Annotated in this window: 5 protein-coding genes; all 5 read left to right on the top strand. The window is 32.4% G+C overall.

What is annotated here, in order from left to right:
- The first annotated feature begins 12 nt into the window (after window positions 1-12).
- The 5 genes from ACQYZ7_RS08530 (at window position 13) to ACQYZ7_RS08510 (ending at window position 14,158) form a co-directional block, all read left to right on the top strand.
- Complete coding sequence (locus ACQYZ7_RS08530; RefSeq protein ID WP_430729349.1) at window positions 13-432, top strand: lipocalin family protein; 420 nt, start codon at window positions 13-15, stop codon at window positions 430-432.
- 70 nt (window positions 433-502) lie between these two features.
- A complete protein-coding gene (locus ACQYZ7_RS08525; protein ID WP_430729348.1) occupies window positions 503-2,599 on the top strand; it encodes a fibronectin type III domain-containing protein in 2,097 nt (698 codons plus the stop codon).
- A gap of 3 nt (window positions 2,600-2,602) precedes the next feature.
- Window positions 2,603-7,747: a T9SS type A sorting domain-containing protein gene (locus tag ACQYZ7_RS08520; protein ID WP_430729347.1), complete on the top strand. Its 5,145-nt coding sequence runs from the start codon at window positions 2,603-2,605 to the stop codon at window positions 7,745-7,747.
- 5 nt (window positions 7,748-7,752) lie between these two features.
- Entirely contained in the window at window positions 7,753-9,117 is a 1,365-nt protein-coding gene (locus tag ACQYZ7_RS08515; RefSeq protein ID WP_430729346.1) for a PKD domain-containing protein, read from the top strand.
- Window position 9,118: 1 nt separating this feature from the next.
- The gene (locus tag ACQYZ7_RS08510) at window positions 9,119-14,158 is read left to right on the top strand and encodes a hypothetical protein (protein WP_430729345.1); all 5,040 of its coding nucleotides are present in this window, start codon (window positions 9,119-9,121) and stop codon (window positions 14,156-14,158) included.

The following is a 14,158-nucleotide window of genomic DNA, read 5'->3' as shown; positions in this document are numbered from 1 at the left end:
TAAATTTTAAAAATGAGAACAATTAAAAATGCAATGATTTTAACCTTAGTAGTATGTGTTAATGTACTTTTTACATCGTGTAGTGATGATGATACACCACAAGATACTTTAACAGGAAAGTGGCAGTTAGTAAGGTATGGAGCAACAGATGAAGAAAAAGATATAGAAGCCAATGAATGTGAAAAAAAATCAGTATTGCAACTAAACTCAGACGCTACTTTTAAAAGTATTTCGTATGAATTTTTTAATGAAGAATGTATTTCAAATATAGGAGATGGAACATGGGAAGACAAAGGAGATAACGTTTTGGCAATAACCAGAGACGGAGTAACAAGAAACGGAAAGTATTACTTTGTAAATGGAAATTTGAAATTGGTTGTAGTTGATGAAAATGGAGTAGAACAAGAATACTCTATTTACCAAAAAATATAATTAAAATAAGGGGTAGGCTATGTTAACTAACACCTACCCTTTTAATCAATAAAAAAAAGCTTAAAAAAGCATGAAGAGGTTATTTGCTGTATCGTATTTACTAGTTGTGAATTTCTTAGTTACCCAAGGAGTTTTTTCGCAAGTAAAAGAATCCAAAAATGAGTCTAGTGTACAAATACTTGCTAGAGTACAAAAAGATAAAATTTTATTACGTTGGGCGGCAACTACAGCAAATGCTTGGAAAAAGACAAACAAAAATGGTTTTACATTAAAAAAATATGTGCTTTCTCGTAATGGTAAGCGGTTACCTAGTTTAGAAAAAGTATGGGAAAAGAATATACAAGCAGCTCCCGTTGAAACTTGGCAAGAAATTGTAGAAAAAGACAACAATGCAGCCATTATTGCACAAGCATTATTCGGTGAAAGTTTTTTTGTAGAAGGAGGAAGTGAAGGGCAGTTGGCAGATATTTACAATTTAGTGAATGAAAATGAACAACGTTTTTCATTCTCTTTATTAGCAGCAGATATGAGTTTTGAAGCAGCTAAAAAAGCAGGTTGGGGTTTTGAAGACACGGATGTAAAACTTCATGAGAAATATGTGTACAAGATAAAACCAGCAATTATAGAAAGCGCTTCAAAAACTGTTAAAATAAAAGGAACTGCTGCCATAGCTAGTATTAAAGAGTACGAACCATTACCAGCCCCTATAGATTTTCAAGGAATTTTTGGAGATAAAAACGTAATCCTAACATGGGAGTATCAACTGTTTAAAACAATATATACCTCTTATAATTTAGAACGTTCAGAAGATGGTGTAAACTTTACACCTTTAAGCAAAGAACCTTTGGTGAACTTAAATGATAAACCAGAAGCCCCAGCTAAACGTATGTTTTATATTGATTCCTTAGCAAATAATACAAAGACGTATTATTATAGAGTTAACGGAATTTCCCCGTTCGGAGAAAAAGGATTGTATTCTAAAATAATTTCAGGACAAGGAAAGCCTATTTTGCCTTACACGCCTAGAGTTTTTGATGTACAACTTACCAAAAATACCAATGAAGCAATAATTACTTGGGAGTTTCCAAAAAAAGGAGAAACACTGTTAGAAAAATTTCAACTACTCATAGCTCCAGTTGATAAAGGCCCATATGTTGTGGCTGTAGATAACATTTCTCCGCAACAACGTAAGCTTACGTATTCCAAACTACAAGCATCAAATTATGTTAAGATTAAGGCAATAGGGAAAGATCCAAAACAAGAAAAAACATCGTTTTCAACACTGATACAACCTTTAGATAGAACCCCGCCAGCGATACCTACAGAATTAAGTGGGAAAATAGATAGTTTAGGTGTAGTTCACATAACTTGGAAACAAAATATAGAACCTGATTTCTTAGGATATAGAGTATTTAGAGGTTTTTTAAAAGATGAAGAACCTTCACAAATAACAGTATCCCCTATAAATCAAAATAGTTTTATTGATACAGTAACAGTAAAAAACTTAAATGCAGAGGTGTTTTATAGTATAGTAGCTGTTGATAAGCGTCATAATCATTCTGAAAAATCAGAAGTGCTAATGTTAGAAAAACCAGATGTAATTCCTCCTACAGCACCAGTTTTTTCAGGTTATAAAATAAAAGAAGGAAAAGTAATAATAGAATGGATACCTTCTTCAGAAGATAATGCAACACATGTTTTACTAAGAGAAAACCTTTCTGAAAAGAAGGAATTAGAAACTATATTTACTACTAATGATACAGTTCGTCAATATATTGATGCAAAATTAAAATCTAATAATAGATATCGATATCATATGAAAGCTATTGATAAAAGTGGGTTGACTTCGCTTCCCTCATCACCTTTAACTATTGAAATGGTCAACTTAACTCCAAAAGAATATATAAAGGGACTAGATTATGTGGTGAATAGAGAAACAAATCACATAGAGCTTTTTTGGAGAGCAAATAATGATGAAATAGCAGAGTATACTATTTACAAACAATTAAAAGAAAAGCAACCAAGTACTTGGCGTATTTTACCTGCTGGGATTAAAAATGTAATTGATAAAGAAGTAAGCCCTAATGAAACGTATATATATCATATACGTGCTACACTAAAAAAAGGAGGCTATGCTAAAGTAAAAACTATTGAAATAAAATTTTAAGGGATGAAAAAGTTTATATTAATTTTTTGTCTTTTTATCAAAGGCGCTTATTTATTTTCTCAAAGTTATACTGTTGAAATTAGAAATTTACAGCTTAGAGTAAAAGGAGATGAAGGTGTATGTCAATCTTGGGTTAAAATGAAAGCCTACTTCATGGATGGTAGCTCACGTGAATTTTTATATTATGATTTTGGTGGAGGAAAAGGGATTAAAACCATGCCAGATAAAACAATTCAAGTTTCAGGAATAATAAAAAGTATTTATGTACAGACGTATACCAATGAAAAGAGAGACAGGTGGCCATTGAGTGATAAATGTGGAGGAACCGAAATTTACCCAGAAGGAGATATAAATGATATTGATGCTAAATGTAAATTAGGACATTATAACCATTACGGAAGAAATGGAGGGGATTTTGAAGCAGAAAATGAGATTGATTTTGATTATGTAATTCACCCTAATATTTCAATTAATCAACCCACTAATGACTTAATAGGTTTTGAAGATAATTTTAATGTTAGTGTAACTTCTAACTCTGTTGGGTTTGATTCTTCTGTTTATAATTGGCAATATCAAGTAGTTGCTAGCGGTACTCCTAATACCGATAGTTGGCTTGATATGCCAATAAGCACAAATGTTTTTGGGGAAACATCTTTTTCTATTAAACCTTCTAGTTTCTTAGATTCAAGCGATATTGGAAAAAGAATTTATTTTAGAGTACAGAAATATGAAAAAAGGTGTTTAGTATCTATTTTTCCTTTTAGGTTTGAAGATTGTCCTCTAACTTCAGATGAAATTTTCTATAAATTAACAAAATCAGCCCCCCATTTTACAAACAAGAGAGAAAAACATTTAACTTGTTTTAAAGGTGAAGGAGGAAGTGTAACTTTTTATTTTGATAGAAACCCTAGCGTAGGTGAAAAACTTAGTATTGATATCAAAAATATAACTGAAAACTCAGTACATAATGCGGATAATGTTGAAAATGATATTATAAATAAAGAGTATATCAAAAATAATCTGCCACCAGGAAATTATATTGCAGAAGTAATAGGTTTTGGAATTCCAGCTTATGGAGGTGATGTATGGAATACCTATACTGAAGCACCAACTCATAAAATTAATTTTACTATACAAGAACCCAAACCTATTGAATTTTCAATAACACCTACCAATGTATGGTGTAAAGGAGGCAGTGATGGTACTATAATTATAAAAGCTAAAGGAGGGCAAGATAGAGCAAAATACAAATACTTACTGAGAGAAACAGGAGATACAAGTCCTGTAGTAGAAAGTGATTGGGTTGAATTTACAAATTTGGCAACATTTACAGGAACATTTCCAAATGTTACTTTTGAAGCTACAGAAGTAATTACTGGAAAACCAGCTGGAGATTATATTATTCAAATAAAAGATGCTAATAATTGTATCGCTAAAATACCTGTAAGAGATGGAGCGGGAAACATTATAGACTTAGGAGAAGAAAAAAAAGCCCCTGTAATAGTTAATGAACCCGATTCACCTGTAAAAATAAATTTTGTACATGAAGAACAACCAACAGCTTTTGGGTTTTCAGATGGAAGAATTCGTGCTGAAATTACAGGAGGAACTCCATTACCTAACGGAAAGTACAATTATACGTGGAAACACGAAAATGGTACCACATGGAATACTTTTAGCAATATAGTAAATGCAGATGGTTGGTATTTAACGTTAACAAATGCAATTGCAGGAAAATATAGACTAACTATAAGAGATGCAAATTACAATAGTGCTACAAATAAAGAAGGATGTACGATAGTTAATGCAGAATATATCTTACAGCAGCCACCAAAATTAAAGTTAAAAATAGAAGAAACTAATTCCATTTCTTGTAATAGTAGCAATACTTATGGAGATCCATCTAGTGATGGGGAACTTACAGCTATAGCTTCTGGAGGAGTTCCTTTTAGTCCACTTATACAAGGCAAGTACAAGTATAAATACACTTGGAAAAAGAAAAATACATTAGGCGTTTATCAAATCATACCTGGAGAAACAGGAAACGTACTTGAAAATAGAGGAGCAGGAGAATATGCAGTTAATATTGAAGATGCTAATGGAATTATTATAGGAAGCTATAACAATAATACATTAGTCAATCCAACAGATATAGAATACGAGCTAAAGCAACCAGAATTATTAAAAATAACATACACTAAACAAGATGTATTTTGTCATCAAGGAATAGACGGAGCCATTAATGCAACAATAACAGGAGGAACGGGGAGCTATACCATCTCTTGGAATACAGGAGAAACTACAGAAGATATATCAGAATTAGTAGCAGGAAATTATACAATTGAGGTAACCGATGAAAGAGGTTGTCAAGCTCAAGAAACAATTACTATAAAAGAACCTCAGAATCCTATTAAAATAAGCTATACTTTTTTTGAACCAACATTTGCTGGAGCTACAAACGGGTGGATTAAAGCAACAATAACAGGCGGTACTCCTCTAAACGATGGCTCTTATACTTATATATGGCAAGATGCGAATGGAAACAATTTAAATACTAAGGTAACTTCAAATTCTAATACGGGGAGTTATGAATTAACTTTAAATGGCATTGGTGAAGGAACGTATAAGTTAACAGTTCAAGATAAAAACTATCCATTGGCAGATGATAAAAAAGGATGTACTGTAATTGAAAGTGAATATTATATTGATGATCCCGAACCATTAAAAGCAAGTATTGAATTAAGAAAACCAATTTCATGTAATGCTAGTAATATTTATGGAGATCCTTTTTCGGATGGTGTTTTAGAAGTAATAGCCGAAGGAGGTATAAAACTACAACCCAATGAAAATAATGGTTTATCCTATTATTATACTTGGAAAAAAGAAACAAGTCCAGGAGTGTGGACAATATTGACTACACAAACCTCAAATATAGCAAGCGGATTAGACGCAGGAAATTATGCCGTAAATATTGAAGATGCAAATGGTATTATTTTAGGTGTATATAAAAATAATGTATTAGAAACCCCAACAGATGTAACGTATAATTTTGAAGAACCACCATTGCTGGAATTAACTTTTGAAAAGCAAGATGTGTATTGTTACGAAGGTAGTGATGGTTGGGCAAAAGCAATTATTAAAGGAGGAATACCTCCATATAACATCGAGTGGGAAAGAGGAAACAAAGTAGCACAAATAAATTCCTTAACAAAAGGAGAATATAGTGTAACGGTTACAGACACTAGAGGTTGTCAGGTAACAGGGAGTATTTTAATAAACCAACCAGAAAACCCTATAAGTATAAATTTTACAGCTTTTGCTACACCTTCTACAGGAGGAGCATCAGACGGTTGGATACAAGCCGAGATAGAAGGAGGAACCTCTTTTACAGATGGCAGTTATACTTACTATTGGCAAGATGAAAAAGGAAAAATATTGAATGGACAAACTGAAACAAGTATTGTAAACGGTAAATTTCAAATAAAAATGAATAACTTACCGAAGGGGATTTATCATTTAACGATTGAAGATGCAAATTATGTTTCAGCTGCTACAAAAGAAGGGTGTACCCATATAGAAGAAGAGTTTATTTTATACGATCCCATAGAAGCTACTATTAGTGTTGAAACATCAATTTCGTGTAATCAGAACAATAAATTTAACAATCCTTATTCCGATGGGGCTTTGAAGGCAAGTGTAACTGGAGGTTTACCTTTTAGTACAGGACAATCATACATATATTATTGGAAAAAGAAAAATAGTAGTGGAGTATATGAAGACTTGAATCAAAATAATCCAGTAGCCACTGATTTATCGACAGGAGAATATGCTTTAAATGTAGAAGATAGTAGGGGTGTTGTAATAGGTGTTTATGAAAGTTTACAGTTAATCAATCCAACAGATGTATTGTTTAATTTTGAAGAGCCAGAATTACTGACACTATCGTTATCATCAACTGAAATTTCTTGTGATACAGGAAACGATGGAACTGCAACTGTAGGAATTTCAGGAGGAATCCCACCATACAACATTCAGTGGTCTAATGGGGCAACAACAACTACTGCAGAAAATTTAATTGCAGGAAATCATTTGGTATTTGTTACTGATGCTAGAGGGTGTGAAGTAACAGGAAGTATCACGATAGGACAACCGGGAGGATTAAAAATTGAAGTGAACAAAAAGAATCCTACTTGTTATGGAGCAAATGATGGAACTATTTCTTTAGATATTTCAGGAGGAGAAGCACCATATACTTATACCTGGGAAACAGGAGAAAAGGCTACAAGTTTGTTGAATTTAGAAGAAGGTACATATAAGTTTTCATTAATAGATGCTAACGGGTGTAAAGCTTTTACAGAAGTAAAGCTAGAAAATCCTGAAAAATTAATTATAGACCTAGGAAAAGATAAAACCATATGTATAGATCAAACCTATGCTTTAGATGGAAGTATTGATGATAAAAATGCAACATATAGTTGGACATCAGATAATGGGTTTAGCTCAAATGAAGCATCAATAACAATAACAGAAGAGGGTACATATACAGTTACAGCAACATCTTCTTTAGGTTGTATAGCTAAAGATACGATAAAGATTAACCATAATAACAAAGAAATAAACGCTGAGTTTTTAGTGTCGTCTCAAGCATACATTAATGAAGAAGTAGTTATATTTCATACTAGTAACCCTACTCCTGAATCTTTTGAGTGGGCATTACCAACCGAAGCAAATGTAGTAGAAGAGAAGGAAAATACAGTAGTGCTTAGTTTTTCAAAAGCAGGAACTTATGAAGTTGGATTATTAACAAAAGTAGGTGACTGTGTACAAGAACTATACAAAAAGGTAGTAGTTGAAGAAGAGAGCGGTTTAGCTAACCCAGGAGATACAGAAACCCCATTTATTGAAGCGTTTAGTATTTCTCCAAATCCAAATAAAGGAAGTTTTAAGGTTAGTGTAGATTTAGTAGAAGCAACACCTGTTTCTCTACGTATTTTCAGTACTCAGGGGCAATTTGTAACTAAATATATTCCTAGTGAAGCAAAAGAGGAATATAGTATTCCTTTCAATATGTATTTAGCATCAGGAACGTATATCGTAGTGTTAGAAACAGCGAAGCAAACACAGGTAAAAAGAATGATTGTAGATTAAAAAGAATGAAGAAAGGTTATAACTATACATATATCTTGCTCGCAATAATTTTTGTGATAACAGCATGTTATAAAGAGACTCCTATTTTTATAAAAGCGGATTTTGAAACTTCATTTGTTAATAATGATGAGTCAGTACCTGTACAAATAAGTATTCGAAACAAAACAGAAGGAGCAGATACCTATGAGTGGGCTTTTGAAGGAGCCACAGTTACTTCTTCAACGGATAAAAACCCAGGAAGTATTGAATACACAAAAGCAGGAACTTACACAATAACCTTAAAAGCCTCTAATGTTGACGGTTTGGAAGAAACGTTAACAAAAGAGATTACTGTTGTAGAAGGAATAGATATACAGTTTTTAACAGAAATAATTAAAAGTAATTATCCTCCAGTAGAGGTAAAACTAACAAATAATACAATTGGAGAAGATTTAACGTATCAATGGACCTTTGAAGGAGGAAAACCAGCAAATTCATCTGATAAAAATCCGACTGATGTAGTATTTGAAACCCCAGGAGATCACCGTATACAAGTTGAGGTGTCAAATGGTTTTGAAACAATCACTAAAGAAGAAACCATAACAGTTTTACCAGATATTGATATAGATTTTGGATGGGAAGTTGATTTTTTTGATGATGATTATCAAGCTCCAGTAACTATTACCTTACAAAATAAAACAACCGATGCTTTAAGTTATCAATGGGCTTTTGAAGGTGGAACACCTAGTAACAGTATAGAAGAGAATCCAAAGGTTATTTTTCAAAATGTAGGAACATATACAATTAAGTTGATTGCTTCTAATGGGAAGGCAGAAAAAACAATAACAAAAACTATACAGGTTAAACCAAATACTAATTTAAGAACATTTACAGATGTTAAGTTAGGAATTAACTCTGCTCATAGTAACAATAATGTAGGAGCCTTTTTTTCAACAGAATTAAGAAAAACAGTTACTGCAAATGAAGTAACTGCAGAAAACGGATCTAAAATAGATCTCGTTTTTCTGGGACTTAGTAATGGTTTTACTTATAATAAATTTCTGTCACCAACCGAAGCAGGTTCCAATGGTTTTGTAGCAATCCCTAATGCACAACACACGAAATTAATTAATTCTCAAGAAACCTGTAGCTGTGGGGTAAGTTTTAGTGTTGCTCAATTTGATGCAATGAACAATGACACTCCTTTACAAACTATAACAATTACGGAAACTCCAAACGGATTATTACATTTTGATAGTACTATGAAACCAAGAATTGTACTGTTTCAAACTGCTGATGGAAGAAAAGGAGCTATAAAAATAAAGGAGTTTGTAGATAACGGAAGTAATTCATACATCCTTTGTGATATTAAAGTTCAAAAATTGCCTTAGAATGAATTTATCGAAATTAAAATATAGATTAAAACAAGCATTGTTTTTTTATTGCTTACTTCTAGTTGTAGGAGTATATGCGCAACGTTATCCAGTACAAGTAACGCAAACCATTATTCCACCATATTCAACAAAATTAAGTGACTATGCAACGGCAAGCGATGTTAAGTTTCGTTTAAACCTATTGTTAACCGATGTGGTAGCTAATAACAAGCAAGTACGATTAAAGCTACATATCAAAGGGAATGGTTTAAACATTCAGTCAACAGATTTTGTTGCGGGAGCTTCACAAGTGACTTTGAATGGGGGAGTACTACAGCAGTTTACAAATATCGATTTAGCTGCTTATTTTCAGCCTAATAATTTAATAGGTATTTCGCCTCAACAATATAATAAACCTTTGCCAGAAGGTATGTACTCCTTTTGTTGGGAAGTATACGATGCTTATACAAATCAACAATTAAATCACCCAACAGCTGGCTGTTCTAATGTGTATTTATTACTAAACGATCCACCGTTTTTAAATTTACCTTATAAAGGAGATCAAATTGTGGCGCAAGATCCGATGAATATTATTTTTCAATGGACGCCAAGACACACCAATGCTACCAATGTATCGTACGAATTTGAGTTGCGAGAGTTGTGGGATACGCAAATAAATCCGCAAGCAGCTTTTTTAGCATCGCCTAACTATTACTCAGAAACTACGTATACAACAACATTATTATATAATATAGGGAAACCTACCTTATTACCTAATAGAAGATATGGTTGGCGCGTAAAAGCCAAATCTACTACAGGAGTTAGTGAAAACTCAATTTTTAAAAATGATGGTTATAGCGAAATTTATTACTTTACCTATACCAATGCCTGTTATCCACCAACTTTTGTATTGTCAGAGGTAGTAGCTAAAGATCGTGTTAAACTTACTTGGCAAGGACACCCAGACCATAAAAAATACCATGTACAATATAAAAGAGCAGATATACCCGATGCTGAGTGGTTTGAAGTATATACATATAACACACAAGCGCAAATAAGTAATTTACGAGCAGGAAAAACGTATATGTTTCGAGTTGGAGGTACTTGTAATGAACTGACAGATTTTGACCAAAACTATTCGTACAGTCATATGAGTCAGTTTACCATGCCTGCAAAAGACGAAATGGGGAGTAGTTATAACTGCGGAATTATTCCAGAAATACAAATAGATAATAACGATCCGCTAAAAAATATAGGAATTAACGAAACCTTCACCGCAGGTGATTTCCCTGTAACAGTTAAACAAGTACAAGGAGGAAACGGAACCTTTACAGGAGTAGGGTACATCGTAGTTCCTTATTTAGCTGACACTAAAATAGCGGTAACCTTTGATGCTATAAGTATCAATACCGATTATCAATTGATAGAAGGTGTGGTAAAAACAACCTACGACCCAACTTGGGGAGACATGGAAGACACCAACGATTGGACTCAAGGAGGAACTGGAAACTCAGAATCAACTAAGGTAGATTTCCCAGTTTCAGATGTACAGATAGATCCGAATGGAGATATATTAGTTATAGGAGAAAACGGAGAAGTAGTAGAGCTACCGGGAGGTGAAGATATTGTAATAACAGATAGTAACGGACAAGTTTGGGCGGTTGATGAAGAAGGTAATGTAACTCCACAAGGAACACAAGCGGAAGGAGGTGCTAGCAACCCTGAAAACACCAATGGTGTTAATAACAATGGTCAAGCTACTGCCATATCAGCCAAAGGAGTAACAGTAACCTTTAAAAAGGCATCCAATAGTAAATATGGGTTTGATAGCTACGAAAGTAACTATAGTGCTACGAAAGATTTATACAAAAAATTAGGGAACAATTATTATGTTCCTTATAAAGCTGTTGCAAAAAACGATACAGAAACTATTGTAGCGAATTTAGCTATTACCGACAGTAAAATTAAACCTCAAGATATTGTTTTTAAAACAAAAGACGGAGTAGCGATTACAAAAATAGATAGCACAGCTACTTCTTATACCTTACAATTAAAAGGTGTTTTTGATGATGCCGAAATAGAAACACAAGCTTTAGTAAAACAAGGAACTAAATATGAAGTTGCGGGAGCTTTTATACAATACCAAGCAACTTCTAAAAACGTAAAAGTAGTTTTAGTCAATACAAGTAATAGTAATACAGGGAACATAAAAGAATCGTTACAAAACATATATCAACAAGCAATGGTAAACCTTACCATTACTGAAATTAACGATTTTAAAAACGATTTAGAAACCTTAACTCCAAACGGAATCATACAAAGTGGAGAGAGTGGTTTTGCAGCACAATATACCGAACAACAACGTCAAATAAATAGTAAACTAAAACAACACTCACAATACCAGCAAGATGCTTACTATTTGATTGTAACAGATAAAACACCTTCTTCTGCTAGCGAAAAAGGGTTAATGCCTTTAGGTAGGCAGTTTGGGTATGTGTATACGACCAACTGTTCAACTGCTGAATGCGTGTCACTGACTGCTGCTCACGAGTTAGGGCACGGAGCCTTCCAGTTAAAGCACCCCTTCTCTTCACAGAGTTATCAATATGCGCAAAAAGCTACCAATTGGTTACTTGATTATAAAGACGGAACAAAACTTCCTTTTGTACACTGGCAAACCATACACAACCCTAAATTACGTATAGGAGTTTTTGATAAGGATGAAGAGGGAGAATCAAATGGTGATGATAGACATGAAGATTTAATTAACTACGATGTTTTGGTTAATTGGATAAAAGATAATTATGGCAAATCATCTGTTCCATATGATGTTCAAAATTTTATAGTTCCTAGTAAACTAGAGTATTTTTGGAAACTTGATAAAGTTAAGCAGCTGGCTTATTCTGTTCCTTTTGAATATAATGGAAGAAAATTAGAATTGAAAGGGAGTTTGTCAAGGGAAAAGGGAAATGTAAACTTATCAAAAATATATATGCTTTTAGAATTAGAGATAAACAAAAAGCATAGTTATACTGATAAAATAAAATATGTAACAAATGAAAATCATAAAGAAGAAGATGCAATTCGTATAACAATAGAAGATGTTAAAGATTACGAAGAATATTCTGCTTTTACGGGAATCAGTTTCAATAAAAAGTACGTTTTAGAAAAATACAATAAGGAGTTTGAAATAGCAGGAAATGACTGTGACAAATTAGATTTTTTATATGAGCATGCTCCAAGTTTTATCATTGATAAAAGAAAAGATTTTTATTGGAAAGACTTAAAAATATTAACTTCATGCTCATTGAACGAGTGGGGTACAGATGAAGAAAAAGCTGTAATAAAGCTTGTAAATGGCATTGGTAAAAATAATGCCAAAGATTTATTAGACGGACTATTGACTAATAAGCTAGATGATAAAACATTATTTAGAATTATTTATGATAAAATAGATAATTATGGAGGAGAAGATAATTTTACTAAATATATTAAAACTTTATATAAATATTGGTTACAAACAGATTATGCTAAACAAGATGTAGAATTATATATTCCTTACAACTCAAAAAAAGTTTTAGGTTTTTATACAGATGATTTTGCAACATTTTTTCATACTAAGAATAATGAAATTCATATTACTTCGAGGTATAATAATCCAAATCGTCATTATGAGTATTTAGGACATTTTGATTTTTATAAGAAAGTTAATCTTTTAAACAGTAACCAAGAGGGAGAAAGAGTAAAGATACCAGCAGAAGAAATACCAGTATTTTATTTAAAAGCATTTAAAGATATTAATTCTACAACTAATTTAGAAACAGGATTTAGCTTAACTTTAGATGTAGTTACTACTTTTACAGGGGTTGGTAATATAGCAAAGCTGAGGCACTTAAGGCATTTAACTAAATTACAAAAAGGGTTAAAATATACTATTGCAGGAGCAGAGATAACATCAGGGGCATTAAATGCAATGCTTACAATTTCAGATTGTGAATCGGAATTTTGTGAGAAGTTAAGAGTGCACTTATTTTGGTTAGAAATGGGGTCTTTAGGACTAGATGTTTTTACCCAAAAAATGATTAAGAAAACAGCTAAGGAAGCTCTGGAAAAAGCTGATAATACAGTTGATGACTTAATTATTGATGAATTAACTAAGGTTGCTGAAGTTACGGTTGGATTGGCCAAATACCCTAAAGTAAGAAAAGCCTTAGATGAAGTTTCTGTAATCCTTAAATCTAAAGGAATAGATAGGATTCAAGTAGAAAGAGTTCTTAAACAATCCGATAATTTAAAATATCTAGAAGAGAATTCAGAACTAATTGTTGAAATCTCAAATGAAATTGGAAAAGGTCATTTTACTGATGGAGATTTGCTTAAAATATTTAGAAAGGCTGTTAATACAGATTTTGTAAGAGACTTATTACCTAATTCATTTGTTTCTGCATTAAAAAAATTCGGTAAAACAGAAGGTGAAATAGTTAGCTATTTTAAAAATTACCATAATATTCACACTAAAGGAGATTTTTTTGAAATTATTGAAGAAGTTTTACGAAACGGAAACAATTATAACTTAACTAGAGATGAAACTTATGCTATTTGGGGATATACAACAAACTTTTTTTACAGAGATTTAAATACATGGATAAGAGAAGGTATTAATAGTTCAAAAACATATGAACTAGCAAAAATCATGAAAGATGGTCTTAGAAAACTACCAAACTATGAAGGGACAGCTTTCAGAGCCTTAGAATTAAATGGAGAAATATTAAATACCTTTTTAGATTTACATAAAAAAGGGAGTAAAGTAACATATAAAGAATTTATATCAGCAGGTAGTACTAAAGGAGCCGCATTTTTTGATAAAGGAGAAAAAAATGTTAAATTAATAATGAATGTTAAAAGAGCTCCAGATATTTCTAATTATGCTGATGGCATAAGATTCAGAGGCTATGACCCTAAAGAGTTACTACTACGCAGAGGTAGTTATTTTGAAGTTCTAGAAGTTAAAAATATAGGAGGCAATAAATGGGAAATATATTTAAATCAATTGAACTGA

The sequence above is a fragment of the Tenacibaculum sp. SDUM215027 genome (assembly GCF_050566205.1).
Taxonomy (GTDB): Bacteria; Bacteroidota; Bacteroidia; order Flavobacteriales; family Flavobacteriaceae; genus Polaribacter.
Note: the sequence above shows the minus strand (reverse complement) of the source record. Positions and strands in the feature narration are given on the sequence as shown.